Annotated in this window: 26 protein-coding genes; 10 read left to right on the top strand and 16 right to left on the bottom strand. The window is 69.0% G+C overall.

Annotation, left to right across the window (positions count from 1 at the left end; all coding sequences use genetic code 11):
* Position 1: 1 nt before the first annotated feature.
* The 10 genes from ACZ6QQ_RS04755 to ACZ6QQ_RS04710 form a co-directional block, all read right to left on the bottom strand.
* Positions 2-949 carry an aromatase/cyclase gene (locus tag ACZ6QQ_RS04755; protein WP_465874354.1) on the bottom strand — a complete coding sequence of 316 codons (948 nt, stop codon included), beginning with the start codon at positions 947-949 and terminating at the stop codon, positions 2-4.
* Between the two features lie 55 nt (positions 950-1,004).
* Positions 1,005-1,790, bottom strand: a complete 786-nt coding sequence (fabG, locus tag ACZ6QQ_RS04750; protein WP_465874352.1) for a 3-oxoacyl-ACP reductase FabG — start codon at positions 1,788-1,790, stop codon at positions 1,005-1,007.
* 66 nt (positions 1,791-1,856) lie between these two features.
* A complete protein-coding gene (locus ACZ6QQ_RS04745) occupies positions 1,857-2,126 on the bottom strand; it encodes an acyl carrier protein (RefSeq protein WP_465874350.1) in 270 nt (89 codons plus the stop codon).
* A 51-nt stretch (positions 2,127-2,177) separates the two neighbouring features.
* On the bottom strand, positions 2,178-3,398 hold the full coding sequence (locus ACZ6QQ_RS04740) for a ketosynthase chain-length factor (RefSeq protein WP_465874348.1): 1,221 nt from the start codon (positions 3,396-3,398) through the stop codon (positions 2,178-2,180).
* Entirely contained in the window at positions 3,395-4,675 is a 1,281-nt protein-coding gene (locus ACZ6QQ_RS04735) for a beta-ketoacyl-[acyl-carrier-protein] synthase family protein (RefSeq protein ID WP_465874347.1), read from the bottom strand. The genes ACZ6QQ_RS04740 and ACZ6QQ_RS04735 overlap by 4 nt, the downstream gene beginning before the upstream one ends.
* Positions 4,672-4,998: a TcmI family type II polyketide cyclase gene (locus ACZ6QQ_RS04730; RefSeq protein WP_465874547.1), complete on the bottom strand. Its 327-nt coding sequence runs from the start codon at positions 4,996-4,998 to the stop codon at positions 4,672-4,674. Before ACZ6QQ_RS04730 ends, ACZ6QQ_RS04735 begins: the two co-directional genes overlap by 4 nt.
* A 19-nt stretch (positions 4,999-5,017) precedes the next feature.
* Positions 5,018-6,484, bottom strand: a complete 1,467-nt coding sequence (locus ACZ6QQ_RS04725) for an FAD-dependent monooxygenase (protein WP_465874345.1) — start codon at positions 6,482-6,484, stop codon at positions 5,018-5,020.
* A 203-nt stretch (positions 6,485-6,687) separates the two neighbouring features.
* Positions 6,688-8,460 (bottom strand): acetyl/propionyl/methylcrotonyl-CoA carboxylase subunit alpha, encoded by a 1,773-nt coding sequence (locus ACZ6QQ_RS04720; RefSeq protein ID WP_465874343.1) that lies wholly within the window; start codon positions 8,458-8,460, stop codon positions 6,688-6,690.
* Between the two features lie 43 nt (positions 8,461-8,503).
* Positions 8,504-9,196 carry a response regulator transcription factor gene (locus tag ACZ6QQ_RS04715; protein ID WP_465874342.1) on the bottom strand — a complete coding sequence of 231 codons (693 nt, stop codon included), beginning with the start codon at positions 9,194-9,196 and terminating at the stop codon, positions 8,504-8,506.
* Between the two features lie 351 nt (positions 9,197-9,547).
* Entirely contained in the window at positions 9,548-11,005 is a 1,458-nt protein-coding gene (locus ACZ6QQ_RS04710) for a DHA2 family efflux MFS transporter permease subunit (protein WP_465874340.1), read from the bottom strand.
* Positions 11,006-11,139: 134 nt separating this feature from the next.
* Between ACZ6QQ_RS04710 and ACZ6QQ_RS04705 the strand changes: the two genes are divergently transcribed.
* Both ACZ6QQ_RS04705 and ACZ6QQ_RS04700 read left to right on the top strand, forming a co-directional pair.
* On the top strand, positions 11,140-11,799 hold the full coding sequence (locus ACZ6QQ_RS04705; protein ID WP_465874338.1) for a TetR/AcrR family transcriptional regulator: 660 nt from the start codon (positions 11,140-11,142) through the stop codon (positions 11,797-11,799).
* A gap of 1,287 nt (positions 11,800-13,086) precedes the next feature.
* Complete coding sequence (locus ACZ6QQ_RS04700) at positions 13,087-13,434, top strand: BlaI/MecI/CopY family transcriptional regulator (RefSeq protein ID WP_465874337.1); 348 nt, start codon at positions 13,087-13,089, stop codon at positions 13,432-13,434.
* Positions 13,435-13,891: 457 nt separating this feature from the next.
* On the opposite strand, the gene ACZ6QQ_RS04695 is transcribed toward ACZ6QQ_RS04700, so the two are convergent.
* From ACZ6QQ_RS04695 to ACZ6QQ_RS04675, 5 genes are all read right to left on the bottom strand, one after another.
* Positions 13,892-15,430: a DHA2 family efflux MFS transporter permease subunit gene (locus ACZ6QQ_RS04695; RefSeq protein WP_465874335.1), complete on the bottom strand. Its 1,539-nt coding sequence runs from the start codon at positions 15,428-15,430 to the stop codon at positions 13,892-13,894.
* Between the two features lie 215 nt (positions 15,431-15,645).
* Positions 15,646-16,167: an SRPBCC family protein gene (locus ACZ6QQ_RS04690; RefSeq protein WP_465874334.1), complete on the bottom strand. Its 522-nt coding sequence runs from the start codon at positions 16,165-16,167 to the stop codon at positions 15,646-15,648.
* Positions 16,168-16,193: 26 nt separating this feature from the next.
* Positions 16,194-16,739: a flavin reductase family protein gene (locus ACZ6QQ_RS04685; RefSeq protein WP_465874333.1), complete on the bottom strand. Its 546-nt coding sequence runs from the start codon at positions 16,737-16,739 to the stop codon at positions 16,194-16,196.
* Entirely contained in the window at positions 16,736-17,581 is an 846-nt protein-coding gene (locus tag ACZ6QQ_RS04680) for a M56 family metallopeptidase (protein WP_465874331.1), read from the bottom strand. The genes ACZ6QQ_RS04685 and ACZ6QQ_RS04680 overlap by 4 nt, the downstream gene beginning before the upstream one ends.
* Positions 17,582-17,657: 76 nt before the next feature.
* The gene (locus ACZ6QQ_RS04675; protein ID WP_465874329.1) at positions 17,658-18,038 is read right to left on the bottom strand and encodes a BlaI/MecI/CopY family transcriptional regulator; all 381 of its coding nucleotides are present in this window, start codon (positions 18,036-18,038) and stop codon (positions 17,658-17,660) included.
* 147 nt (positions 18,039-18,185) lie between these two features.
* Between ACZ6QQ_RS04675 and ACZ6QQ_RS04670 the strand changes: the two genes are divergently transcribed.
* The 8 genes from ACZ6QQ_RS04670 to ACZ6QQ_RS04635 all read left to right on the top strand — a co-directional run bounded on the left by ACZ6QQ_RS04670 (position 18,186) and on the right by ACZ6QQ_RS04635 (position 26,138).
* Entirely contained in the window at positions 18,186-19,337 is a 1,152-nt protein-coding gene (locus tag ACZ6QQ_RS04670; protein WP_465874327.1) for a LuxE/PaaK family acyltransferase, read from the top strand.
* Between the two features lie 9 nt (positions 19,338-19,346).
* The gene (locus ACZ6QQ_RS04665) at positions 19,347-19,748 is read left to right on the top strand and encodes an iron-sulfur cluster assembly scaffold protein (protein WP_465874326.1); all 402 of its coding nucleotides are present in this window, start codon (positions 19,347-19,349) and stop codon (positions 19,746-19,748) included.
* Positions 19,720-20,943 carry a cysteine desulfurase family protein gene (locus ACZ6QQ_RS04660; RefSeq protein WP_465874324.1) on the top strand — a complete coding sequence of 408 codons (1,224 nt, stop codon included), beginning with the start codon at positions 19,720-19,722 and terminating at the stop codon, positions 20,941-20,943. Before ACZ6QQ_RS04665 ends, ACZ6QQ_RS04660 begins: the two co-directional genes overlap by 29 nt.
* 219 nt (positions 20,944-21,162) lie before the next feature.
* Positions 21,163-22,074, top strand: coding sequence for a U32 family peptidase (locus ACZ6QQ_RS04655; RefSeq protein WP_465874322.1), 912 nt, complete (start codon positions 21,163-21,165; stop codon positions 22,072-22,074).
* An 11-nt stretch (positions 22,075-22,085) separates the two neighbouring features.
* Positions 22,086-22,922, top strand: a complete 837-nt coding sequence (locus ACZ6QQ_RS04650) for a hypothetical protein (protein ID WP_465874321.1) — start codon at positions 22,086-22,088, stop codon at positions 22,920-22,922.
* A gap of 10 nt (positions 22,923-22,932) precedes the next feature.
* Positions 22,933-24,096, top strand: coding sequence for an acyl-CoA dehydrogenase family protein (locus tag ACZ6QQ_RS04645; RefSeq protein WP_465874319.1), 1,164 nt, complete (start codon positions 22,933-22,935; stop codon positions 24,094-24,096).
* Between the two features lie 48 nt (positions 24,097-24,144).
* Entirely contained in the window at positions 24,145-24,450 is a 306-nt protein-coding gene (locus ACZ6QQ_RS04640; protein WP_465874317.1) for an acyl carrier protein, read from the top strand.
* 5 nt (positions 24,451-24,455) lie between these two features.
* Positions 24,456-26,138, top strand: coding sequence for an AMP-binding protein (locus ACZ6QQ_RS04635; protein ID WP_465874316.1), 1,683 nt, complete (start codon positions 24,456-24,458; stop codon positions 26,136-26,138).
* Here ACZ6QQ_RS04635 and ACZ6QQ_RS04630 read toward each other — a convergent pair.
* Entirely contained in the window at positions 26,131-26,280 is a 150-nt protein-coding gene (locus ACZ6QQ_RS04630; protein ID WP_465874314.1) for a hypothetical protein, read from the bottom strand. The two genes, ACZ6QQ_RS04635 and ACZ6QQ_RS04630, sit on opposite strands and share 8 nt — an antisense overlap.
* Between the last annotated feature and the right edge of the window lie 120 nt (positions 26,281-26,400).

Genomic DNA, 26,400 nt, shown 5'->3' with positions numbered 1-26,400 from the left:
CTCAGCGCCTCGCTTCCGCGTACTCCCTGGCGTGGTTGAGGGTGGCACCGCTGTTGTTGCCGAGCGCCTCTCTGACGAAGGTCCGGGCCTCGGTCAGACCGGCCTCCGGACCGAGGATCCGGCCGATGTTCTCCGTGTTGATCATGACGGTGTGCTGGGAGGTGGCCGTCGTGACCCCGTGGTCGTCCTCGGTGAACTCCCAGTAGCCGGTGTGCAGGGTCATCAACGCGGGCAGCGTGATCTGCTTGTAGGCGATCCGGCGGTACGGGAAGCAGACGCGGACCGACTCCGTGGTGTGCGTCGACCCGTCGCGGGTACGGGTGTCCATCCGCAGGACCTGCAGGCCGGGGGTTGCCTCGGTCAGCTCGACCTGGGCGACGTGCGGCAACCGCTCGGCCCACAGCTGGGCCTCGTTGACGAAGTCGTAGACGTCCTTGGCCGAGCCGTTGACCTGGACGCTGTCCTCGAACGAGAGGAACCGGTCCGCCGCACCCGCGGCCAGTTCGAGGTTGGTCCGCAGCGATCCCAGCTCGGCCCGACTGTTGCCGTCCACCGCCTTCGCGATCCAGGCAAGTCCGGCGGGGTCGTCATCGACGGCCCGGTACCGGTGCAGCAGCCGCAACCGGGTCTGTCCCTCGCCCTGCGGTTCGATGATCCAGGTACCGCTCATTTCGGCCACCGGAGGTGCGGAAACCTCCTGGCGGAACTCGATCCGCAGCCCCTTCGGGTCGAGCAGGCGACGCGACGTCCAGCTCTTGACGTCGTCGTTGGCCGTGGCCCAGATCCGAATCCGCTCCTCGTTCCCGTCCCGCTCCAGGTAGTCCACGTACACCGAGGGTGGGAACAGCCGGGGCCAGTTCTCCACCTCGGCAAGCAGCCGGTACACCTCGCTGCCGGCGGCACGCACAGTGATTTCGTGCTCGACCTCGCGGACCTCGTTCCGGGTCACACCGGTCTCCTCTCGTCAGATGCCGTGGTCGGCACGGCGGAAGTAGCGGTCAAGGTCAGAAGTTGCCCAGGCCGCCGCAGACGTTCAGCGCCTGCGAGGTGATCGACGCGGCGGTATCCGAGGCGAGGTAGCCGACCAGGCCCGCGACCTCCTCCGGGGTGGAGTACCGGCCGAGCGGGATCTTGGCCGTGAACCGTCGCATGATCTCGTCGGTCGAGGTGCCGTGGGCGGCGGCGTACCCCTGCCGGACCCGCTCGGCCATCGGCGTCTCGACATAACCGGGACAGACGGCGTTGACCGTGATGCCGGTCGGCGCCAGCTCGTTGCCGAGCGCCTTGGTGAAACCGACCACCCCGTGCTTCGAGGCCGAGTACGGGGCACCGAGTACGACACCCTGCTTGCCCGCGGTGGACGCGATGTTGATGATGCGACCGGACTTCCGGTCCCGCATGCCGCCGGTGGTCAGCACCTCGCGGGTCATCAGGAAGACACTGTTCAGGTTCGTGTTGATGACGTCGAGCCACAGTTCGTCGGTGATCTCGGCAGTCACCCCACCACCGCTGCGGCCGGCGTTGTTGACGAGCACGTCGACCGGCCCGAACCGGTGTACCGCCGCCTGCACGGCACTCCGGATGTCCTCCGGCGAACGGACGTCGGCGGCGGCGCCGTCCACGTCGTACCCCTGGTCCCGCAGTTCCTTCACCGTGCCGGCCACCCGGTCCGCGGTCCGCGCGCAGAGGAAGACCCGGTACCCCTGGCCGGCGAGCGTTTTCGTCACGGCCAGGCCGATCCCACTGGTCGCCCCGGTGACGAGCGCGACCTTCGACGCCTGTTGACTCATGTCCATCCCTCGGTGTGAGTTGGTCGGCGAGCGCACCTTTGTGGCCCGTCCCCGGTCTTCCTCGGCTCAGCCCCCGGCGGTGCCGAGCCGGCCACGGACGAGTTCGACCAGGGCGCGGGGAGTGTGCTCGCCGGAGAGCGCGTCGTCGTCGAGGCTGATGCCGTACTCACGTTCGATCCGACCACCGGTCTCGAGGAGCGCGAGCGAGTCGTAGCCCAGTTCCTCGAACGTGATGTCGAGGATGTTGCCGTCGAGGTTGACGCGTTCGTCCGAGCCAGCGCCTTCGCGCAGGATCCGCTTGAGGTCTTCATCGCTGAAAGAGCCGTCAGGTGTCATTCCCGTACATCCCTTCGGTGTTTCGGCTTTGCGTTCCTGGGTCTCGATCTCTCACCCGGCGACGTGGCGCACCACCATGGCCGAGTTGAAACCGCCGTAGCCACGGGCCAGCACCAGCGCCGCGCGCACCGGGGCGACGCGGGGGCCGTCCTGGACCAGATCGATGTCGTACCGGTCGGCAAGACGCACGTGGACGGTCGGCGGGATCACGCCGTCACGGATGCTCAGCAGCGCCGTGGCCAGGTCCAGGGGCGCCGCGCCGGAGTACAACCGTCCGGTCATCGTCTTCGGCGCGGTGACCGGTACCTTCCGGGAGCCGAAGACGACGGTGATCGCCTCGGCCTCGGTCCGATCCAGGTCCGGTGCCCCGGCCGCGTCGGCGAAGACCACGTCGATCTCCTCCGGTGCCACCTCCGCGTCCCGCAGTGCCAGCTCGATCGCCTTCCGCAACCCACTCTCCCGGCCGCTGCCCGGCCTCGGGTCGAGGGTCGCGGCGTACCCGGAGATCTCGCCGTAGACGTGGGCGGCGCCGCGCCGCCGAGCGTGTCCGGCGTCCTCCAGGACCAGCAGCGCACCGCCCTCGCCTGGCACGTACCCGCAGGCCTCGGCGTCGAAGGGCAGGTAGGCCCGGCCGGGGTCCCCGCTGACGCTCAGCCGCCCGCTGGCCAGTTGGGCCACCCAGCCCCACGGGCAGATCGAGGCGTCCATCGCGCCGGTGACCATCAGCGGCGTGCCCTTGCGTACCTGGCGCCGGGCCTGCGCGACCGTGTCCAGGCCGCCGGCCTGGTCACTGACGACCACACTGCACGGTCCGCGCATCCCGTTGCGGATGGAGATCTGGCCGCTGTTGACCGCATAGAACCAGGCAAAGGACTGGTACGCGCTCACGTACCGTCCGCCCTTGCTCCACAGCGCCTTCAGTTCGTTCTGCCCGAACTCGAACCCACCGGAGTGGCTGGCGGTGGCCACACCCATGTCGAACTCGGACATCTCCTGCGGCTGGACCCCGGCGTCGGCAAACGCCCAGTCGGCGCCGACCAGCGCGAGTCGGGTCATCCGATCCGTCTGCGGCAGCAACCGGTTGGGCAGGTGCCGCCCCGCGTCGAACCCGGTGATCTCCCCGGCGAGGCGGGCCGGGTACGGCGACGGGTCGAACCGGGTCACCCGGCCGATGCCGCTGCGCCCGGCGAGCGTGGCGGACCAGTACTCCTCCAGTCCCAGACCGTTCGGCGCGGCGACCCCGAGCCCGGTGACCACGGTGGACGCGCTCATCGCGGGCTCCGGTCGGGCCGGGCGAGCACCATGGCACTCTGGAACCCGCCGAAGCCGCTGCCCACGGAGAGCACCGTGTCGGTGTGCCAGTCACGGGCGCTCAGCGGCACATAGTCGAGGTCGCATTCCGGGTCCGGGGTGTGCAGATTGGCCGTGGGCGGAACGACGTGGTGGGTCATCGCCAGCGCGGAGGCGGCGACCTCGATCGACCCGATGGCACCCAGCGAGTGCCCGACCATCGACTTGATCGAGCTGACCGGTACCTTCCGGGCGTGCTCGCCGAGGCTCCGCTTGAACGCGGCGGTCTCATGGCGGTCGTTCTGCTTGGTGCCGGAGCCGTGCGCGTTGACGTAGTCGACGTCCTCCGGGTTGATCCGGGCCTCGTCCATGGCCAGCCGGATCGCCTCGGCCATCTCTCGGCCGTCCGGCCGCAGCCCCGTCATGTGGAACGCGTTGGATCGGGTGGCGTAGCCGGCCACCTCCGCGTAGACGGTCGCGCCACGGGCCCAGGCACTGCCCAGTTCCTCCAGCACGAACATGGCCGCCCCCTCGCCGAGGACGAACCCGTTGCGGCTGGCGTCGAACGGCCGGGACGCGTGTTCGGGGTCGTCGTTGCGCGGGGTGGTCGCCTTGATCGCGTCGAAGCAGGCAACGGTGATCGGCGAGATCGGAGCGTCCGTGGCCCCGGCGATCATCACGTCGGCCGCGCCGTCCCGGATCAGCTCGGTCGCGTACCCGATCGCGTCCAGCCCGGACGTGCAACCCGTCGACACCACCGTGCTCGGTCCCTCGGCACCCACCGCCCAGGCCACTTCGGTCGCGAACGAGCTGGGTACCAGGTAGTTGTACAGGTGCGGCACCGCGTACACGTGGTCGACCAGGTCAAGCCGACCGTCGTCGCTGACGGTGCGGTACTCCTGATCCAGGCCCATCGTCGCGCCGACCGCGCTGCCGACGGTCACGCCGGTACGGTGCGGATCGAGGCGGTCGTACTCCAGTCCGCTGTCCGCGACCGCCTGCCGGGCGGTCACCACCGCGAACTGTGCCGCCCGGTCCATCCGGCGGATCTCCTGCGGGCGCAGTCCGTGCAGTTCGGCGTCGAAGTCCACCTCGGCGGCGACCTGGGAGCGGAACGGGGACGGGTCGAAGAACGTTATCCGTCGGGTGGCGGTCCGCCCGTCGGTGAGCAGTTGCCAGAAGTCCTTGACGCCCAAACCGCCGGGCGCGGTGACGGCGATGCCGGTAATGACCACCCGCCGACCACCGGCCGAGGTCACGACGCGTCCCAGTGATAGAAGCGCCGGGCCATCGCGTCTGCGGGGGATCGCCAGGTCGCCGGGTCGTACGCCGAGATGAAGGGCTTCAGGTCCTCGCTGATCTGGATGAACGGGAGCTCGGTCTTCGCCTGCTCGATCCGCTCCGCGCCGGTGGAGTCGTCGAAGTCCTGGAGGTGGAAGTAGAGGCCCTGGTACGAGAAGAGCTGACGACGGCGGGTTCCCATGCGGTGCGGCATGGGCGTGTCATCGAACGCGCCGAAGAGACGGGCGACGTCGTCGGCCGAGTCGGCTGCCATCCGGGCCACGATCAGAGTGCTGTGCATGATGTCCTCTCGCGAGAAGTCAGCGGACATGCCCGAACCAGCGGTCCAGTGCCGTCGGCAGGTCATGGTGACTGCCGGGAGCGAGCCAGGCGATGTGACCGTCAGGTCGCAGCAGTACGGCCGTGATGCCGGCGAGCGTGCTGTGGTCCGCGATGGCCGGTGCGGTCGCGGTGACGGTGTCGACCCGTTCGCGCCAGCGCCACGCACGCGACCGCAGTACCGCGTTGTCATTGAGGTCCAGCAGGACACCGCGACCTCGTCGGAGCAATTCCGTGCTGCTGGTCCGGCGGTTGCCGGAGATCAGGTCCAGATGCGGCATCCGCGCCCCCAACAGGGGGCTGCCGTCGCCGACGTCGTACCGGATGTCCAGTCCGCTCACCTTGGCGGCCAGGTGTCGACTGACCTCCTCGTACCCGATCAGTTCGGAGAGCACGTCCCGCAGCGGCTGCACCTCGGCGCCGCCGAGGATGAGCTGTCCCTGTGCCTGGGTGTTGGTGAGCAGCCGCCGGCCAACCTCGTGCCGCTCGCTGTGGTACGTGTCCAGCAGCGATTCCGGCGCGCTGCCGCCGACCACGGCGGCCAGCTTCCAGCCCAGGTTGACCGCGTCCTGGACACCGGTGTTCATCCCCTGCCCGCCGGCCGGCAGGTGTACGTGCGCGGCGTCCCCGGCGAGCAGCACCCGGCCACGCCGGTACTCCGTGACGAGGTGGGCGGCGTCGCCGAAGGCACTGACCCAGACCGGTTCGGCGTGCGAGATGTCGACACCGGTGAGCCGCTTCCAGGTATCGGCCACCTCTTCGAAGGTGGGTGGGCCGATCCGCCGCTGCGGCCGGGCATCGCGTTCGCCGATGATGATGCGGTGGATTCCGCCGGGCAGCCGGGCGACCATCACCATTCCGCCCGCGACCTGCTGCCCGGTCATCCGTGGCTCCAGTTCGATACCACGCAGGTCGGCGAGGAGCAGTTCGGTCGTGGCGGCGGTGCCGGGGAAGTCGAACCCGGCAGACCGGCGAACCGTGCTCCGGCCACCGTCGCAGCCGACGAGGTACCCCCCGCGCAGGACCTGCTCACCGTCGTCGCCCCGTACCCTGACCTGGACACCGGTCTGGACGTCGGTCAGATCGACGAACTCGTACCCTCGTCGGATGTCGACGCCGAGTTCGCGGGCCCATCCCTCCAGGACCCGCTCGGTTTCGGACTGCGGCACGGTTCGGGCGGCCCGGTGGACGCCGCCGAGGATTCCGATGTCCAGCGGGAGCCCGCCGAAGTGGCCGACGGTGGTGGTCTCGAACTCACCGAAGCGACGTAGCAGCCCACGCTGGTCGAAGACTTCCATTGTCCGGACGGTGAATCCAATTCCGCGCGATTCTCCGGTACGCCGGGGAAGGCGCTCCAGAACAATGACGTCGATCCCGGCCAGGCGCAGCTCACCGGCGAGCATAAGACCGACGGGCCCTGCTCCAACAATGATGACCGAAGCGTCCACAAACCTCTCCCGACTCGCATGGGTACGCGTGCGGTTTCCCGGGGTAAACGGATCGTGAAATGAACCTGCGCTCCTGGCGGTGCACCGCCGTGGCTACGCGGTGCGAATAACAGCTCCAGAAGATACTTTTATCCTGTTCGATGTCGCGGCACAGAGCAAGCGATCGACATCAAAGAGTTGCGCAAAGGAATGTCAGAGAGTCGTCAAATCGACGGATCCTCGATCTGACAGATCACGGCGCCGGTACCAACCGGTGCGCCGACCTCCGCACGCAGGCCCTTGACGATGCCGGAGCGGTGCGCGTGCACCGGCTGCTCCATTTTCATCGCCTCCAGCACGACGACGAGCGTCCCATCCTCGACGTGCTGTCCCTCGTCCACGGCGACCCTGACGATCGTGCCCGGCATGGGCGAGGCGAGCGTGTCGCCCGTCGACACCGGCGTGGACCTGCGCACCGCCGCGCGTAGCGGCCGATGTTCACCCGTGGTCGTGGCGCCCGGGCTCTGCGGACCGTACGACGAGGGCAACGAGACCTCCAGACGCCGCCCACCGACCTCGACGACGATGGTCTCCCGCCGTCCGGTGTCGGGGTCGCCGATCCCGCCTCCGCCCGGGAATGGTGCGATCTCGTTGACGAACTCGGTCTCGATCCACCGGGTGTGTACGTCGAACTCGCCACCGGGCCGTGGCGCGAACGCGGGGTGACGCACGATCGTGCGGTGGAACGGCAGGACCGTGGCGAGACCCTCGACCTCGAACTCGGCCAAGGCCCGGGCCGCCCGGTCCAGGGCCTGTTCCCGGGTGGCTCCGGTGACCACCAGCTTGGCAAGCAGCGAATCCCACGCCGGCCCGACCACACTGCCGGTCTGCACGCCCGAGTCGACCCGTACACCGGGCCCGGCGGGCAGCGCGAACCGGGTCACCGTCCCGGGCGTGGGCAGGAAGCCTCGGCCGGGGTCCTCACCATTGATCCGGAACTCGATGGAGTGGCCCCGGGGTTGCGGGTCGGGGTAGTCCAGCCGTCCGCCTTCGGCCAGGCGGAACATCTCCCGCACCAGATCGATCCCCGTGATCTCCTCGGTGACCGGGTGCTCCACCTGTAATCGCGTGTTGACCTCCAGAAAGGAGATCGCGCCGTCCCGCCCCACCAGGAACTCGCAGGTACCCGCGCCGACGTAACCGGCCTCCCTCAGGATCGCCTTGGACCCGGCGTAGAGCTGCGCGGTTTGCGCCGGGGTCAGGAACGGTGCCGGTGCCTCCTCGACCAGCTTCTGGTGCCGGCGTTGCAGCGTGCAGTCCCGGGTCGAGACGACCACGACGTTGCCGTGCCGGTCGGCCAGGCACTGCGTCTCCACGTGCCGCGGCCGGTCGAGGTAGCGCTCGACGAAACAGTCGCCCCGACCGAACGCGGCGACCGCCTCGCGAACCGCGGACTCGTAGTGCTCCGGAATCTCATCGAAGGTACGGACCACCTTGAGCCCGCGTCCACCCCCACCGAAGGCAGCCTTGATCGCGATCGGCAGGCCGTTTTCCTCCGCGAACGCGACGACCTCCGCCACACCGGAGACCTGGCCTCCGGTACCGGCGACGAGTGGCGCGCCGACCCGGTGCGCGATGTGCCGGGCGGCCACCTTGTCCCCGAGCGATCGCATCGCCGCCGGTGGTGGGCCGATCCACACCAGTCCGGCGTCGATCACGGCCTGGGCGAAGTCGGCGTTCTCGGACAGGAAGCCGTATCCGGGGTGTACCGCGTCGGCACCGGAACCGGCCGCCGCGGCCAGGATCTTCCCGATGTCCAGATAGCTCGTCGCGGCGGTGTCGCCGCCGAGCGCGAACGCCTCGTCCGCCAGCCGCACGTGCGGCGCGTCCCGGTCGGGTTCGGCGTAGACGGCGACGCTCGCGATCGCGCCGTCCCGGCAGGCACGGGCGATCCGGACCGCGATCTCGCCCCGGTTGGCAATGAGTACCTTGCGCACGGTGGCCTCCTCCCAGTGGTCGACGTCCCGGGCGACGGGGGTGTCAGCGCACCCCGCCGGCCTTGCCGAACCGGAAACCGATCCCGCGCACGGTACGGATCCAGCCGCTGCCGATCTTGCTACGCAGAGAGCTGACGTGGGTGTCGATCGTCCGGCTGCCCCGGGAACTGCGAGCATGCAGCGTCGAGTCCCCCCACACCTCGGCCATCAGCCGCTTCCGGCTGAGCACATTGTCCGGATGACGCGCCAGGTAGTAGAGGAGGTCGAACTCCTTGCGGGTCAGGTCCACCGCCTGGCCGTGCACCCGTACGTCCCGGGTGGCCGCGTTGATGCACAGACCGTCGATCGAGAGCTGGTTCGCCCGGGGCTGGGGCTCCTCGACGCAGCGGGCCCGGCGCATCACGGCCTCGATGCGCGCGAGCAGTTCCCGGAACTCGTACGGCTTGTCCATGCAGTCGTCCGCGCCTGCCTGGAGTACCAGTACCCGGTCGACGCCGGTGCCACCGTCGGTCAGGGCGATCACCGGGGTCTGGCTGCGTGACCGGATCTGACGGCACACTTCAAGTCCGTCGATGTCCGGCAGGTCGACGTCAAGGACGACCAGTTCGGCGTCCCCGTACGTCTCCAGAGCAGTGGCTCCGGTGCTGGCGGTCCTGGTTCGGTAGCCGTTGCGTGCCAGCTCATCGCCGAGCGGCTTGACAGTTGGCGTCTGCTCTTCGACAACGAGAATTTGCATCAGGATACCCCGTTCGATACGCCTTACCCGCAGAATCGATCCGACGGCGAGCAGCCGTCGCTCGTACCAATGGGAGCGCCGGCACCGCCAGGCCCGCTGACCCTGCATCGCAACCTAGCGACAGCCCCGGAATCAACTCTAAGATTGCTAATTGATTTATACACGTTTCCTTATGAATCCGGCAATGTTTTGTGAAAGATTTTACATATGTCTATATATTAAGCGAATGTGTCGAGAGTGTTTCGCCCACCTGCGAATCCGAATCAAGCGGCATTGAAATTGTCCGGACGAGCACGGACACGAGGTGGATAGGGGTCGGACTGGACACGACCCCTATCCACCTCGTTCACCTCATTGTGCGCTGCTGGAGACTGTTGCCGGGTCCGACGGGCCGGCCGGAACGGCCGCCTGCTCTTCCGGCCGACCGGGCAGCATGGTGCTGCCGGCGAGGATGACCAGGACCGTGGCGAACACCCACCAGTACACGCTGTGAAAGCCGCGCATCGGGTCGTCGTCACCGGCGATGTCGACGATGACCACCACCACGGCGATGCCGATCGAGGCTCCGAGTTGGTTCAGCATGTAGAGCACCGAGCTGCCCTGTGGCACCAGGTGACCAGGGAGCGTCCGGTAGAGCGACCCCATCGTCGGCGCTCCGACGAAGCCCAGTCCGACGCCGATGGCGAACGCGGCCAGCCCGAGCCAGAAAGGATGGGTCTCCGCCCCGATCTGGGTGAAGGCGAACGCGCTCAGGATCGCGACCATCGCGCCGCCCTGGGCAAGCCCTCGAGCGCCGAGACGGTCGCTGAGCCGCCCGGCCACCGGCATTGACAGAACGGCCCCCAGGCCCATCGGCGCCACCAGCAGCCCGGCTATCAGCGCACTGCCGCCCTGGCCGTGTATCTGCTGATGTTGGAGCGGCAGAACGAAGAGCACCGAGAAGGTGGCCACTCCGACGAGCCCCTGCACGGTGACGCTGGCGGAGAAGCTCCGGCTGCGGAACAGGCGCAGGTCGATCAGCGGCGGTGTCTCCCGTGTCCGCAGCGCGTGCACCCCGTACCCGAGCAGCAGGGCCATGCCGAGCGCCAGCGGTACGAGCACGGGCCCGGACACGAACTCACCGGTGTGCGCCACCTGGGTCAGGGCCAGGATCAACGCAGCCACGCCCGGGCCGCTCAACGCCAGACCGATGAGGTCGAGGCGGCTCTGCGACCGTTCCGTGGTCGGCGTGTCGACCGGTATGACCCGCAGGGCGAGCAGGAACGCGACCACGCCGATCGGTAGGTTGACCAGGAACATCCAGCGCCAGTTCAGACTGTCCAGGACGACACCACCGACGACCGGCCCGAGCACCGGACCGAGCGGAAGAACCGCACCCATCAGGCCCATGACCCGTCCCGCGCGCCTGGGACCGGCGGCCCGGACCAGCAGTGTCAGCACCAACGGGTCGAGGATGCCCGCGCCGACGCCCTGGAGCAGTCGGAACACGATCAGGCTCTGGACGCTCCAGGCCAACCCGGAGGCGAGCGAGCCGAACAGGAACAGGAGCAGGCCGAACAGCCAGAGCCGCCGGGCGCCGAACCGGTCGACCGCCCAGGTGGTGACCGGGATGGTCACCACCAGGGCGAGCAGATAACCGGTGGATACCCAACCGATCGTGCTCACCGAAGTGTCGAACCTCGCGGTGAGGGTCTCGACCGCGACGGCGACCATCGTCCCATCGAGGATGCCCATGATCCCGCCGAGCAGCACCACCGCGATGAGCCGCAGCAGTGCGGGATCCAGACCGTCATCGCGCGCTTGCTTCATCAATGTCCCCGCCGCCCCCTGAGTACAGGTTTGAACCAACGGGTTCAAGTTAATGTCTGATGCGGTACTGAGCAAGCAGGTTCAGACGATTGAACCGCTTTGTTCATACCTACGGGAGCCGGTAGGCTGCCTGCGTGACCGACGTGAAGGCCCCGACCACCTCAGGGCGGAAGGCCATGCGCGGACGCATCGACAAGCGGCAGGCCATCCTGGACGCCGCGTTCGCGGTGTTCTCTCGCCAGGGCTACGCCCAGGCGTGTGTCAACGAGATCGCCAACGAGGCCGGCGTCGCCAAGCCCACGGTCTACAACCACCTGACCGACAAGGCCAACCTGTTCCGGCACGCGGTCGAGGCCGCGGCCGGAAACCTGACGGCAGAGAGCCTCGCTGCGGTCGAGCGGCTCGCCGACCACCACGGGGATCTGCGCACGGCACTCGAGGACATGGCCCACGATCTACTGCGTGTTTACCGCGACGAGCGGTCCTGGGCCCTGCGCCGGCTGCTCTACGCCGAGATCACCCGCTTCCCCGACCTGCTCGACGTCGTGCCGGTGGACGGCGCGGTCGCGGTCACCCGGACACTCGCCGACCGGTTCGCGCGACTCTCGCTCGCTGGACAGCTGCGCACGACCGATCCGGATCAGGCCGCGCAACAGTTCTTCGGCCTGCTCACCGGTCCGATCGAGACCCGCTCTCGGTTCGGCACCCGCGCCGTTCCGGACAGCGAGGCACAGGACATCGCCGTGGCCGCGGTCGACACCTTCCTCCGCGCCTTCGCGCCTCCCACCCGCTAGGCCCCTGCCCCGCAGGTGGGGCGCCACGTGTCGTCTTCGGCAAGTTCGAGGAGTCGTGGTTCGTCGAGGGGTGATCCATCCCCATCAGCACCGACTGACCACCCAGAGCCACGACCGGACCACCCATCCCCCACCGGTACGACAGCTTCGGCCACCTCATCTCCCGGACCGTCAAGCGACAAACGGGGCCTGATCGACCACAGGGCAGCCGGGGCATGGGCCGGCAGGCTCGGGCTGCCGTCGACGTGAGACCGATGGCCTTGATTTCATGGATGCCCCTGGACGCAACACCAGCGTCCCCCTGAGACAGGGGGCTCGACGTCGATCCGACGCCGACACAGCGAAGACCAACATTCCGCCGTCCCGTGTCACCTCGTGATCTTTCGCGTGCCCGGACCGTGCCCGAAACAAAGACCAAGAGCCCGGCCCCGGAAAATCGGGGACGGACTCCGACCTGGTGTTTCAGTTGTAGCGGGGACAGGATTTGAAACCTGCGACCTCTGGGTTATGAGCCCGCCGAGGGTTCAAACCCCTGAGCGTCGAGCATCGATTTTTCTCAGCTCAGGCATGGTATTTCGTGAGCTCTGATGGCACCTCGGGTTGCCCGGTGGTGGGACGTCTGCCCGGACCACGCGGGTGAGGTACGCGTGGGCGGCAAGATGCCCCTGACGCAGGCGTCTGCGGAAATGGCTCGGGATCCGGAATTGGCGCCACTGCTCAACCCCGCGTGTGAATACCTGATCTACGTCGTGCGGAACAGCGACCCGAGAAAGGGTACGCCCCCGGCTCTCGGCTGGCATATCACCGGCAGCCAAGGTGTCTACCGGCTTGACGCCAGTCCAACCGGTTCACCCCGGTACGTGTTCTCGGGAGGGGGAACCCTCCTCTACCTTCGGTCCTGGAGGTAGCCGCCGTACGTTCGCGTACCTTCCTCGACTGACAGCAAGCGTCCAGGCTCCCGGTAATGGGCACAGCCGGGACCGCGCGGACGAGGCAGAGTCCGGGTACACCTCCGAGTCGCCGGACGTCAGGTGTGCCCGGTCAGCCAATGCCAGGACCCGCACCCAGGGCCCGCTGGCCCTGACGCAGCGCCCGGGTCCACCGAGAAATCGCCGGCTCGTCAACGGGCATGCCCCACTCGTCCAGCCGCCAGGACCAAACACGGGTTGCCGATGCAGCTGTGACGCTGCGAGACGACTCGTTTACCTGAAGATGTCAACTATTACTATAGTACTACCTCTATAGTCAAGAGGATATGACTCATCATATGATGGCATTATGGTCCGATTGGGCGAACTTGAGCGGGCGGTGATGAACTGCCTGTGGACCGTGAATCGTGCCGCGACGGTCCGCGAGGTTCACGAGGCGCTGCTCGCGGACCGGCAGATCGCCTACACGACGGTGCTGACAACCCTGCAGCGCATGGCCCGAAAAGGTCTGCTCGATCAGCAGCGCGATGAGCGCGCCCACCGGTACAGGGCGGTGGCGACACGTGATCAACTCTTTGCGGAACTGCTCGCCGACGCGCTCGGTGTCGTCGAGGGCGACCCGGGGGCTTTCGTTCGATTCATCGACGAGCTCGCCCCGGATGAGCGGGTTGCGCTCCGCGCCGCGCTGGACGATCGCAATGGGTGAGGACGGCGTGACGCCCACCTGAGCGTCGACCGGACCGGCTGGATGAGATCAGGGATGGACGCCACTACTTTGGCTCGGCCGACCTGCGGCCGCGACGCGCACCGGTCTCGACCTGCCCTAGCTGGCGGGCAGAACTACCCGGGACAGACGACCCGGTAAGAGCGACGCGTGGGGCGACCCGATCCTATTGGTGACCTGATCAGGTGGGGTCGTCGGTTGACAGTTCGCGACTACGGCGACGCGGGCCGTGACCGTCCCACCTCTGCGTCAGGCGATGACTGCGCGATTTCCCTCGGCACGTCGGCGGTCAACCACTCTGCCTCCAGCAGCTTTCCTGGAGACAGAGTGGACCTGAAGTGCGGCCTTGGCCGGACCCGCGGCTGTCACCGTCCCCGGTGCGTAGGTCCGGTCCACCAACGCACCGGGACAGTGGGAGCCATACAGCGGGAGAGGTCGATCAGTCGTTGGCCAGCATCGGTTGTCGGGGTTGTGCCGGGGGTTCGTCGTGCTGCTGATAGCGGCGTCCCGGCATGAAGGCGAGGGTCAGCGCAGCGCCGATGATCGCGATGACGGCGCAGGCGATGAGTACGAGATTCATGCCTTCGATGTAGGCGGATTGGGCGCTGGCAGCGAGGGTGGGGTCGCCGATGCGGGCGGCGGTGGTGATGGCTCCGGCGATGGAGTCTCGGGCGGCGTCTACCGCGGGGGCGGGTACGCCGGTGACGTCGACCTTGTCGGTGTAGGTCTGGGACAGGAGGCTGCCGAGAAGGGCGACGCCGAGTGCGCCGCCGGCTTGGCGCAGGGTCATGGTGATGGCGGTGCCGGAGCCGGCCCGTTCGGGTGGCAGGACGGCGAGGACCGCGTCCATGGACGGGGTGAGCGCCGAGCCGATGCCGAGTCCGGCGATCACGTACCAGATGGCGGCGAAGCCGAAGCTGCTGTCGGGATCGGTCGTGCTGCCGATTCCCAGACCGATGCCGGTGAGGAGCAGGCCGGCGGCAATGGGGAGTTTGTGGCCGATCCGGGCGGCGATCCTAGTGCCGGCGCCGACGCCGATCACGAAGCCGCCGATGAGGGGTAGCAGTCGCAGGCCGGTTTCGAAGGCGTCGTAGCCGAGGACGAACTGGAGGTAGGCGGGAACGACGAACAGCAGGCCGAACAGGGCGAAGCTGGTCAGGGTGGCGTTGATATTGCCCCAGGTGAACTGTCGACCGCGAAACAGTTGCAGGTCGATCATGGGTTGCGGGATGCGCAGCTCCCACCACACGAAGGCGGCGAGGAGGACGACGGCGCCCCCGAGGGCGGTGAGGACGACGGGGTCGGTCCAGCCTCGGCTGGGTGCCTCGATCGCCCCGTAGACGAAGGACAGCAGGCCGGTGATGGAGAGCAGTCCGCCAAGGAGATCGGCGCGGGGTGGTGCGGGGTCGCGGGACTCGGGTAGGAGCAGGGCGATGGCGATCATCGCGGCGGCGATGATGGGTACGTTGATGAGGAAGATCGATCCCCACCAGAAGTGCTCCAGCAGGTAGCCGCCGATGATGGGGCCCAGTGGAATGCCGGCGCCCATGCCCATGACCACGATGGACAGCGCCCTGCCGCGTTCGGCGGGGTCGAACAGCACCGCGATGGTGGCCAGGGTGGTGGGCATGATGATCGCGGCGCCGACGCCCAGGGCGGCGCGCGCGGCGATGACGGCGTTCGCGGTGTCGGCCCACGCGGCGGCGACGGACGCGGCCGCGAAGATGGCCAGTCCGATGAGCAGGAGCAGGCGGCGCCCGTATCGGTCGGCGATCGCGCCGATGGGGAGCATGAGGCCGGCGAACAGCAGGATGTAGGAGTTGACGATCCACTGCAGTCCGTCGGTGCCGGCGGAGAGTTCGGTGGCCATCGTCGGTAGTGCGACGTTCATGATGGTGATGTCGAAGCCGATGGTGAGGACGGCCAGTGTCAGCGCGCCGAGCGCCCACCAGCGCTGTCGGTCTGCGGACCTCGACATAGTTACCTCCGCTCGCCGCCAGCCCGGGAAGTCGGGGCGGGCGGGCAGTTTTCTGTCAGAAGTGGTGCGGGTTCTCGGACACCGTCAACCTGAAAGTACATGGCTTGCTGAATTCAGACAATCATGTATCGACATTTGTTCGGCATCGGTGCTGGTTCTGCTTGCGCGACGGCAGCGGTGGGCGCCTGGCCGGGGCCGGCCGGGCCCGCACCCCGTCAGTGCTCGCCGCGGGCGGGTTCCCGGTCACGCGGGGCCGCGTGCTGCTGCTCCTCGAAATGGGCCCTGAGCCGCTGGAGGGTGATCTGCATGGACTCGCGATTGTGGGTGGCCCGGTCCCGGATGCCGGAGACGATGACCGCGATGCTGCGCATCAGCCAGCCGCGGTTGTCGTGCCAGATCTCGGTGAGGCGGGTGCCCGTTCCCCCGTCGATCGCTTCGAGGTGATAACTCCAGGTGGCGATGGCCAGGCCGAGCCTGGCGCTGTCGAAGCTGAACAGTCGACCGGGGTCGGCCGCGGTGACGGTGCAGTGGGTGGTCCAGCGGCGGATCGGGCCGCGTCGGTTGTGCCCGGTGAATTTGCTGCCGACCTGCAGGGGTCCGTCGTGTGCCTGGGTGGTCGCCCCGCTGCACTCGGGACTGAAGCGTCCCCAACGGGTGACATCGATGACCGTGTCGTAGACCAGGTCGGGCGGTGCGGGGATGTCCATGGTCTCTTCGACGTGGATGCCGTAGGGCATGGCTACCTTCCAGATCGCGGGAGGGGTTATCGGAGGTGGCGATAGCGGCTGGCGTGGTGGATGAGGGGTTCACCGGCGCGGCGGTGGGCGTGGCGGACGGCGCCGATGACGATGGCGTGGTCGCCGCTGGTGTAGGTGTGCTGGTGCTGGCAGGTGAACCAGGCGACCGCGTCGGGGATGAGGGGCAGTTCGTCGGCGACACTGAACCCGGTCCCAGTCGTGACGTGGTCGCGGGGCCGGGCGAAGGCGTCGGCGACCTGCTCCTGTCCGGTGGCGAGGACGCTGACGGCGAACCGCCCGTGGTCGGCGAGGAGTTCGAGGGTGGTGGAGGCGCGGTGCAGGCAGACCAGCAGCAGCGGCGGGTTCAGTGACAGCGAGGTCAGGGAGCCGACGGTCATGCCCCAGACGCCGTTTGGATGGTGGGTGGTGAGGACGCTGACCCCGGTGGGCAGGGCTCCCATCGCGGTGCGAAAGTCCTGCGCGCTGGCGTAGGAGACGTCGGCAGTGGTGGTGGGCTCGGCGCCCAGGCTGGCGTAGTGCTGGCCGAGGGCCGCCTGGAGTGCCCCGTTCACACCGTCACCCACGGGCACAGGTCGATCGCGTAGCTGACCCAGCCCATCGCGGCGGGCAGCGCCGGCAGCAGGGCCGAGGCGGCGAAGGTGCCGTGCGAGCGCGCGGTTCCGCAACAGTGGGGATCGGCGTGCAGGTGGCTGAGCCGCAGGGCGACGGCGTGACCTCCGGCGGGCATCGCGCCGACGGGAAGCGGCATGTCGGCGAGCGCGGTGAGGGCGGTGATGGCGGGTTGCCGTCCGATGTGGCGCCGGGCATAGCAGTCGGCGGACATCTCGATCAGCTCGGTGATCCGTCCCGGCAGTGCGGTGGCGTGCAGCCGTGGGAACGTCTCGGCGACCGCGGTTGCCAGTTGCAGCACCAGGTGGTGGCGGGCGAAGAGGTGGGCGCGCTCATGGGCGAGGACGGCGTTGAGTGGCGCGGTGTCGAGGAGGTCCAGCGCTCCCTGGGACAGCACGATGCGTCCGGAGATGACGCAGGGCACGCTGTAGGCGAACAGTCGCCGGTCCGGGATGACGTTGACCTTGCCGAGGTCGGGGCGTTGGCTGGCGAACAGGTCGATGAGTATCTCGTGGCGGCGGCGACGTTTCCGGGCGGCGGTGTTCAGGACCCGGAATGTTCGACCGACCTGCCAGGCGATGATCAGCAGGACCGTGCTGGCCAGGACGGCGAGGCCGCTGGGCAGAACGTTCGTCACCTGCCAGGTGTGTTGGTCCTGGATCAGAATCCACAGTGCGCCAACGGCGGCCACGGGTACGGCGAGCGTTGCGCCGAGCCAGAGTCCGACCGCGGCGCACGGCACCTGATAGGCCCACGTACCCCGCCCCACCCCCAAGGTGATCATGGACGCACAAAGGGTAACGATCACGGTTAGCAATAAGGGCCCCACGCACATGCCTCCCCACGGGCCTCGTGCTCGATCAGGCGTTGCGGTCTGGTGAATTCTTCGATGCCTCGTCAAGGGCATCGCGGAGCGCGGCCCGCTCACCAGAGGCAAGTTCGTCGATGAATCGAACGAACACCCCCGGTTCCCCCTCGACGACCCCGAGGGCGTCGGCGAGCAGTTCCGCGAACATCTGGTCCCGGGTGGCGACCGCCCGGTAGCGGTGGGCCCGCTCGTCGCGCTGCTGGTCAAGCAGCCCTTTGCGGGCCATCCGCTGCAGGGTGGTCAGCACCGTGGTGTAGGCGATCTGACGACCCGCGAGCAGCGCCTCGTGGACGTCGCGAACCGTGAGAGCACGGTCCGGCGCACCCCAGAGGCAGTTCATCACCGCCCGCTCAAGCTCACCCAACCGGACCATGTGGCCATCGTACGACAGCTCAACCGGCTTGACTATCGCGGTAGTACTACCGTCATAGTTGACGCCGTTGAGTAGCAACGTCAGTGACGGCCACGGCACGGCGGTGTGACTGTGCGCGGTCGGTACGTCTCTTAGGGAGGACCGAACATGGGGTTGGCGACGATGTTGGGTGCGCCGGGGGCCGCGATGCGGCTGCCGCAGCAGGAGTGGGAGGCGGCACTGACCTCGGTGCTGCGGGAGGCGTTCGGTTTCCACTTCGACCGCAACGACTTCTTCCGGGCCCAGTGTGACGCCGACGGCGTCACACCCGCCGATGTCACCAGCCGGGCCGACCTGGCGCGGATTCCACTGCTGCCGGTGAGCATGTTCAAGCGTCCGGACGCGCACGTGCTGCTGACCGCGCCGCTGACCGACATCGAGTTGGAGATCCGCTCGACCGGCACCGGCGGGGTGCCCAGTGTCGCCCGTCGCGACACCGCCACGGTCACCCGCGCGGTCACCGGGATCTTCGGCTCGTACCGGGACTTCTTCGCGGTGTCCAAGGGCGCCGGGCTGTTCCTGTGTCCGTCCACGGCGGAGACGCCGGAGATGGGCATGGTCAAGGTGTTCAACCTGCTCAACGGGGTCTTCGACGACCACGTCTACCTGGTCCGGGACTACGCCTTCGACCCGGAGGAGGCGCTGGACTACCTGCGCAAGTGGGACGGGGAGATGACCCGGCACATCATCGGCCCGCCGTTCCTGGTCAACCGCCTGCTGCGCTTCCTGGAGCTGGAGGAGATCGAGGTCAAGCTCGACCCGGAGTCGCTGGTCATCACCCTCGGCGGGTGGAAGCGGTACACGGGTGAGTCGATCAGCCGGGAGGACTTCGACGGGAAGCTGGAGCGGTACCTCGGTGTCGCACCGGACCGGATCCGGGACATGTACGGGATGATCGAGTCGAACATGTTGGCGGTGGAGTGCGAGCACCACCGCAAGCACGTCCCGCCGTGGTGTTACATCTCCATCCGCGACGTCACCGACCCGGCGGTGGAGCTGCCCGCCGGACAGACCGGCGGGATCGCGATCCTCGACGCCCTGAACACCGCGTACCCCGGGTTCCTGCTCTCCGACGACGTCGGCGAGGTCGACGAGTCCGGCTGCCCCTGCGGGCGCAACGGCCAGACAGTGTCGTTCCGCCGCCGTCGGCAGGGCGCGGAACTCGGGTGCTGCGCGGTCAGCATCGAGAAGTTCATCGAGAGCCGGGACATCGTCGCGGAATGCGCCGTACCCGCCAGCGCCGATGCTGACGGCCGGTAGGGCGCGGTCATGCCACGTTTCAGTGCCACCGTCGTGGACCACTTCACCAACCCGCGCAACTCCGGGGAGGTCGCCGACGCCGACGTTCGCGCGTTCATCGGCAACCCCGTCTGCGGTGACCAGATCCTGCTCACCGCCCGGATCAGCGACGACGTCGTGACCGACATCCGGTTCCAGGCCTTCGGGTGCTCCGCCTCCCTGGCCATGGCGAGCCTGCTCACCACGACCATCACCGGCCTCGGGCTCGACGAGGTCAAGGACCTCGACGCCGGCAGGCTGGTGACACTCGCCGGGGGTCTCGCCCCGGACCAACGGCACGTCGCCGCGCTCGGCGCGGACGTCGCCCACCGCCTGGTCGACAACTTCCGAGGAGGGACGAACGATGACGACCCCATCACCTGTGCTACCTGAGCAGCGGTCCCTGTCGCAGGACCTGCCGGACATCGTCTACCTGGACAACGCCGCGACCACCGCGCTGTGTCCGTCCGCCGCCGAGCAGATCCGCCGGGGCATGGAACTGTTCGGCAACCCGTCCAGTCGGCACAGCCTCGGGCAGGCGGCACACGACGCGCTCAACGACGCCCGCGCCCAGGTCGCCGCACTGTTGGGCTGCACCCCGGACGAGGTGGTGTTCACCGGCGGCGGGTCGGAGGCGATCAGCCTCGCACTGCGCGGCACGTTCGCGCCGCTGCGGTGGCGTGGCCACCTGGTCACCACCGCGATCGAGCACTCCGCCGTACTGGAGTCCGCCGCGGCGCTACGCCGCCGCGGCGTCGAGGTCACCGTCGTGGCCCCCGAGCCGTCCGGTCACGTCGACCCCGCGCGGGTGGCCGCGGCGATCCGCCCCGACACCGTGCTGGTCTCGGTAATGCACGCCAACAACGAGACCGGGGCGATCCAGCCGGTCGAGCGGATCACCGACCTGGTCCACGCCGCCGGGAAACTCATGCACGTCGACGCGGTGCAGACCGCTGGGAAGCTGCCCATCGACACGCTCACCGCCGACATGGTGTCGATCTCGGCGCACAAGTTCGGCGGCCCCAAGGGCGTCGGGGCACTCCGGTTGGCCGCCCACCACACCCTGGAACCCCTCGTCTGTGGCGGCGGGCAGGAAGCCGGCCGCCGCGCCGGCACCGAGAACCTTCCCGGTGTGCTCGGTTTGGCAGCGGCCGCAGGCGCGGCGCTGCCGTACCTGGGCGATCCCGGCTACCGGCAGCAGCGGTGGAACCTGCGGATGCGGATGCTGGACCTGCTCGACGCCCTCGAAGGGGTACAGGTCAACGCCACCGACCCGGTGATGGCCGAAACCGTCAGCGTCGCCTTCGCCGGGGTACGCGGCGACACCCTCGCCGATGTTCTCGACATGCACGGCATCTGCGTGTCGACCGGCTCGGCCTGTCACGCCGGGCAGGACTCCCCCTCGCATGTGCTCACCGCGATGGGGATCAGCGACAACCAGGCCCGGTCCACCGTCCGGTACTCGTTCGGCCCCACCACCACCGAAGCCGACATCAGCACCGCGGCGCTCGCCACCGTGGCCGCGGTGACCCGGCTGCGCAGCGTGTCCGGCACCCGGGCCCCCGCCCAGGCGGGGGCCGCCCGATGACGGCCATCACCAGCCACGACACCCACCCGGGGACAGTAGACACAGCCGCCACCGGACCGAACGCCGTGCGCCCGGCCCGTTGTACGAAGGGGGTCACCCGTGACCGGTGACCCCCGGCCGGGGCAACCGTGCGCGCCCCGTGACACGCCAATTCCACCCTCTGACGGCCGGGGCGGACGGGCACCGATCGGCCTGAACTCCCCGGTCCGTTCCCTGAAGATGCTGGAACTGCAGATCGCCGCCGGCACCACCGAGATCTACCTGGCCCTTCGCCCCCCGGCCGGAGTACCGGTCAGCTTCGACGCCCTACCGGCCCGCCGCGACGACGAGCCGACCCATGTGTCCAGTCCCGCCCTGCTCGGCGAACTCGTCACCGCCGCACACAGCGCCGGACTACGCGTCCACTTCTGCGCCGACGCCCCCGTCATCCCCACGGCGCATGAGAACGCCTACCTCGAACACGTCACCCGAGGTGTCGACGCCGGTGTCGACACCGTCGTGGTCGGCGCACTCGCGGCCTGTGCGTGGCTGGCACCCGGCTGCGACGCCACCACCCTGGTCGCCGGCAATGCGATGGGTGTGTCGACTCCGGACTACGCCGCGTTCCTGCGCGACGTCTACCAGGTACGCCGGATCGTGCTGCCGCACACGGTGACCCTCGACGAGGTTGCGATGTTCTGCGCCCTCGACGGCCTTGAGATCGAGGTGCCGGTACAGACCGGCGCCGGCCTGGACTGCACCCGCTGCCGGCTACCCGACACTCCCGGCATCGGCCTGGGGTGCCGGGCCGGGTACACCGGCAGCTACGGCGACACCCACGGCCTGGACCTCGGTGGGTTCCTCGACGGCGCCTCGGACTGCGGCCTCTGCGACGTCCACACCCTCATCGGGATGGGGGTGACCGCGTTGCAGATCCCCGGCCGGGAAAGCCCGAACCTGCGGCAGAACGCGAAGATCACCCAAATGTACCGGCGGGCGGTCAAGGGCCACGCCGCGAACACGCCGATGCCCGAGGTGATCAAGGCCATCGACCGGGTCGAGTTGATGTGGCAGATGGGCTGGATGCCGCGCCTGTGCGACCAGGAGCGGTGCCGGTTCAGGGACACCCCGCAACAGCGGGCCTACGTGTGAGAGGCGACGGGATGAGCACCATCGAGATCCGCCTGACCACCCCCGCCCGCCTAGACGAGGCCCTCGCACTCTCCACCGAGGCGATCGGTATCGGGCAGGAGGGGTGCCTGGCGAAACTCCCGCAGACCGACGTCCTGCGGGCTGCGTTCGACCGGGTCCGGGCCGCCGGCCGTGCCCCGGTGCTCGTCGCGCCGATCGCCTGGCCACGCAGCGCCTCGACGCTGCTCGACCGGCTGCGGGAGGTGGCCGCCGACGGGCCGCTCACCATCGCCGTCAACGACATCGGTACCGCGCTGGCCCTGGCCGCCGACCCGCCGCCCGGTTGCACCCTGGTCGCCGGGCTCGGGCTGAGTCGGGCCCGGGCGCACAGTGGGAACCCCGACGACGCCACCCCACCACCGGCCACCACGGACGTCGCCCTGCTGACGGTGCTCGCCAAGCACGGCGTCACCGCCGTCGAGATCGACACCGACACCGCACTCGACACCGAGGAGCGGCAGTGGCAGGTACGGCAGCTCGTCGACGCGGTCCCGGTCGGCTACGGCCGGTCCTGCCCCACCGCGCGGCAGCACCGGACCGGGCCGCCTGGCTGCCAGGTCCTGTGCGACACCCCGTACACGATCAGCCCGCACCAGCGGTGGCAGCTCAACCACGGCCACCGCGAACCCCTTCCGGCCGGTACCACCCGTCCCACCCTCACCGTCTGGGGTAACGCGGTGTACCAGCCGGCCCGCGCCGCACCCACCGCCGACTACCGCATCATCGACGCCCGCTGGCACACCCCGGACAGTCTCGCGGCGACGGTGACCGCGCTGCGCGGCGGCGTGCCCGTTCCCGTCGGACGTTAGGAGCCCTACCGTGGTCGACTTCACCCTCAGCACCGCCCAGCAGGACATCATCGACCAGGCCCGGGCCGTCGCCCGCCGCTGTCTGGCTCCCCGTGCCGCCCAGTACGACCGCGCCGGCGAGTTCCCCACCGACAACTTCGTCGACCTCGCCGACACCGGTCTCCTCGGGCTCCTCATCCCGGAGGAACGCGGTGGGCTGGGCGCGGACATGGTCACCTACGCCCTCACCGTCGCCGAACTCGCCGAAGCGTGCGGATCGACCGCCCTGATCTTCGCCATGCACTGCGGCGCCACCCGCCTTTTGTCAGCCAGCCACGACCCGGGCACCGAGCAGGCACTGCGCGGGGTGATCGACGACGGGAAACTCATTTCCTGGGGGTTCTCCGAGCCCGGCACCGGCGGGAACATCCTCAACCCGCAACTGCGGGCCACACCCACCGACAACGGCGGGTTCGCGCTGGCCGGGACGAAGGCATTCTGCACCGGGGCCGGTCACGTCGACTACTACCTGATCAACACCCACTCCGGGGAGAGCGAGTTCCGCCGGGGCCAGTCGATGTTCCTGCTGCCCGCCGACACCCAGGGGCTGACGGTCAAGGAGACCTGGGACGCGATGGGGATGCGCGCGAACTGCGCGAACACCGTCGTCCTGGACTGCGAGGTCCCGGCGGCGGTGTGCGTCGGCGGGCACGGCGGCGGCATGCCACTGCTCGCCCACGCCCTACCCGCCCTGGTCCTCGGCCTGGCCGCCGCGTCACTCGGCGTCGCCCGCGCCGCGGACGTCTTCGCCACCGCACACGTCACCCGTCGGGTGCACACGAACACCGGTTCGAACCTCGCCGCCTACCAGGGTGTCCGGTTCCAGGTCGCCGAGATGGCCACCACTTTGCACACCGCGTACCTGTCACTGCTGCACGCCGCCGTCACCGCCGACACCGACCCACTCGAAGCCCTGCCGGCGATGAACATGGCCAAGTACGTGTGCAACACCGCCGCGATCTCCGTCGCCGACACCGCCATGCAGGTCACCGGCGGCAACGGGTTCCTGCGCTCGAACCCGCTGGAGCGGCACTACCGCGACGCCCGTGCCGGCGCCGTCATGGGTGCCAACCTGGGCGCCTTGCGCGACATGATCGGCAAGGCCGCCCTCGGCCTCGACCCCCGCGACAACTGACCACCCACCGCTCCGTGAACAGCGCGAACAGAAGGAGAGCGACAACCGATGGCAGCACAGCCGACGACCGTGCCCGAACCGGAGCAAGTCCTTGCCGGTCTGCGTGAGGCGCTGACCGTCATCCTCGACAAGGACGACCTGGCGAAGGTCGACCTCGACGCCCTCAACGTCGGCACCCCACTGCTGAGCCTGCCGGTCGACTCGCTGGCGTTGATGGAGATGATGACGCAGATCGAGAACAAGTTTCGCGTCTACATCCCCGAGGACCGCGCCTACCAGTTCGCCACCGTCGGGGAGGTCGTCGAGTACGTCCGGGAAAAGGCAGCGGCCAAGGCCGCTCGGAAGCAGGGGTGAGTCCGGTGCGCGCCCCTGCCGGTGTCCTGTCCGACACCGTCGAGTACCGAACGATGGGTGATCTCGACGCCCCACCGGTCGGGTTCTTCGACTCCCGCGGGCTCACCGCCGAAATTCCCCGTCACACGCTGTTCGACGACGCCCTCGTCGCCGCCGCCGGTCTGGCTGGGTACGGGGTGCGGCGTGGTGACCGGGTGCTGCTGCTGGCCCCGACCGGCCCGGACTACCTGACCGTCCTGCTGGCGTGCCTGCTCACCGGGGTCGCCCCGTGCACGGTGACGCCGCCGAACAAACCTGCCGATCCGGCATCGGCCGGGGTGCGACACCTACACGCCGCGGTCGCCGCGGTACGCCCGGTCGCGGTGATCACCACCGACCCGGCACTGGCCGTGGCCCTTCCCGACGGGGTCGCGCTGCTCACCGCCGGCCATCTGCGGGGGCACGGACGGCTGACGCCGGACGCGCTGGTGGCGGCCGACCCTGACCTGGTGCACCACATCCAGCTCACGTCCGGGTCGACGTCCGCGCCGAAGGCGGTCCTGCTGACCCATGCGAACGTCGCGGCGAACCTTGCGGTGCTGACCGCGTCCACCTCGCTGCGTCCGGGCCGTGACGGCATCTTCAGCTGGCTGCCGCTGTATCACGACATGGGCCTGGTGCAGGTGCTGCTCGCGTTGAGCACCGGGATCGGTCTGGACCTCATGCCACCGGTCGGGTTCGTCCGCGACCCCCTGTCGTGGCTGCGTCACATCGGTGAACGGGGTTCCACGATCACCGCCGCACCACCGTTCGCCTACCGCGCCGCCACCGATCGGCAGCAGTCCCGCCCGGCCAGCGGGCTGGACCTGTCGGCGTTACGGCAGGCGTATGTCGGCGCCGAACCCATCCCGGTGACCGTGCTGCGCCAGTTCCAGGAGGAGTTCGCCCCGCACGGGCTCGGCGACGACGTCCTCATCCCCTGCTACGGCATGGCCGAGACGGTGCTGGCCACCACCCTGGCCCTGGACGCCGGCCCCGAAACGGATTCGTCGTTCGGGCGGGTGCGGTGGCGGCACTTCGACCGGGCGTCCCTCGACGAGCGGCACCTGGCCGCGCCGGCGATCCCCGGACGACCGTCCCGCACGATCGTGTCCTGCGGGACGAGTGTTCCGGGCCTGACCGTGCGCGTCACCGACGACACCGGCCGGGAGATCCGGGCAGGTCAGGTCGGGCACATCCACGTGCGCGGCACCTCGGTGATGGCCGGCTACCTCACCGCCGACGGCATCGACACCCCGCCCGGTGGTTGGCACGACACCGGCGACCTCGGGCTACGCCACGACGGCGAACTGTACGTGGTCGGTCGGACCAAGGAGATGCTCATCGTCCGCGGGCGTAACCTGCCGCCGTACGACGTCGAGGCCGTCATCGAGCAACACGACTCTGTCGACGCCGGGGCCAGTGCCGTGTTCTCACACCCGGTAGAGGACAAGGGCACCGAACCGGTGGTCGCGGTGATCGAATCCCGGGCGGCGACACCGGACTGGCCACGGATCCGCGCCGAGATCACCACCACGGTCCGGGAAGTGTTCGGCCTCTCCCTGGCCGACGTGGTGATCCTGCCGCGCGGCGGTATTCCGCGTACGAGCAGTGGGAAACGGCAACGGGCCGCCCTGCGTAACAGCTACGTGTCCGGCCGGCTCAGCTGACCGTCCGCCCCGTCGCACCCGCCCGGGTGACGATGCGCCGGGCCAACCGGGCGGCATCCCGGTCCACCCCGTCCAACAGTGCCGAACCCCGCTGGGACTGCCACGGCAATCCGATGAAGTACAGCCCCGGCATCGCGGTCATCCCTCGGTGGTGGGGGGGGGGGGGGGGGGGGGGGGGGGGGGAGGGGGGGGGGAGAGGGGGGGGGGGGAGGGGGGGGGGGGGGGAGGAGACACACGCAGGGGGGTGGGCCCTAACGGTCTT

The sequence above is a fragment of the Micromonospora sp. NPDC049529 genome, assembly GCF_055586685.1.
Note: the sequence above shows the minus strand (reverse complement) of the source record. Positions and strands in the feature narration are given on the sequence as shown.

What these genes read in the sequence shown, in the direction of transcription:
- fabG (WP_465874352.1), bottom strand. Translation starts at nt 1,790, where the DNA reads ATGAGTCAACAGGCGTCGAAGGTCGCGCTCGTCACCGGGGCGACCAGT.
- ACZ6QQ_RS04745 (WP_465874350.1), bottom strand. Translation starts at nt 2,126, where the DNA reads ATGACACCTGACGGCTCTTTCAGCGATGAAGACCTCAAGCGGATCCTG.
- ACZ6QQ_RS04740 (WP_465874348.1), bottom strand. Translation starts at nt 3,398, where the DNA reads ATGAGCGCGTCCACCGTGGTCACCGGGCTCGGGGTCGCCGCGCCGAAC.
- ACZ6QQ_RS04730 (WP_465874547.1), bottom strand. Translation starts at nt 4,998, where the DNA reads ATGCACAGCACTCTGATCGTGGCCCGGATGGCAGCCGACTCGGCCGAC.
- ACZ6QQ_RS04715 (WP_465874342.1), bottom strand. Translation starts at nt 9,196, where the DNA reads ATGCAAATTCTCGTTGTCGAAGAGCAGACGCCAACTGTCAAGCCGCTC.
- ACZ6QQ_RS04710 (WP_465874340.1), bottom strand. Translation starts at nt 11,005, where the DNA reads ATGAAGCAAGCGCGCGATGACGGTCTGGATCCCGCACTGCTGCGGCTC.
- ACZ6QQ_RS04695 (WP_465874335.1), bottom strand. Translation starts at nt 15,430, where the DNA reads ATGTCGAGGTCCGCAGACCGACAGCGCTGGTGGGCGCTCGGCGCGCTG.
- ACZ6QQ_RS04690 (WP_465874334.1), bottom strand. Translation starts at nt 16,167, where the DNA reads ATGCCCTACGGCATCCACGTCGAAGAGACCATGGACATCCCCGCACCG.
- ACZ6QQ_RS04680 (WP_465874331.1), bottom strand. Translation starts at nt 17,581, where the DNA reads ATGATCACCTTGGGGGTGGGGCGGGGTACGTGGGCCTATCAGGTGCCG.
- ACZ6QQ_RS04675 (WP_465874329.1), bottom strand. Translation starts at nt 18,038, where the DNA reads ATGGTCCGGTTGGGTGAGCTTGAGCGGGCGGTGATGAACTGCCTCTGG.
- ACZ6QQ_RS04670 (WP_465874327.1), top strand. Translation starts at nt 18,186, where the DNA reads ATGGGGTTGGCGACGATGTTGGGTGCGCCGGGGGCCGCGATGCGGCTG.
- ACZ6QQ_RS04665 (WP_465874326.1), top strand. Translation starts at nt 19,347, where the DNA reads ATGCCACGTTTCAGTGCCACCGTCGTGGACCACTTCACCAACCCGCGC.
- ACZ6QQ_RS04660 (WP_465874324.1), top strand. Translation starts at nt 19,720, where the DNA reads ATGACGACCCCATCACCTGTGCTACCTGAGCAGCGGTCCCTGTCGCAG.
- ACZ6QQ_RS04655 (WP_465874322.1), top strand. Translation starts at nt 21,163, where the DNA reads ATGCTGGAACTGCAGATCGCCGCCGGCACCACCGAGATCTACCTGGCC.
- ACZ6QQ_RS04650 (WP_465874321.1), top strand. Translation starts at nt 22,086, where the DNA reads ATGAGCACCATCGAGATCCGCCTGACCACCCCCGCCCGCCTAGACGAG.
- ACZ6QQ_RS04640 (WP_465874317.1), top strand. Translation starts at nt 24,145, where the DNA reads ATGGCAGCACAGCCGACGACCGTGCCCGAACCGGAGCAAGTCCTTGCC.
- ACZ6QQ_RS04630 (WP_465874314.1), bottom strand. Translation starts at nt 26,280, where the DNA reads ATGACCGCGATGCCGGGGCTGTACTTCATCGGATTGCCGTGGCAGTCC.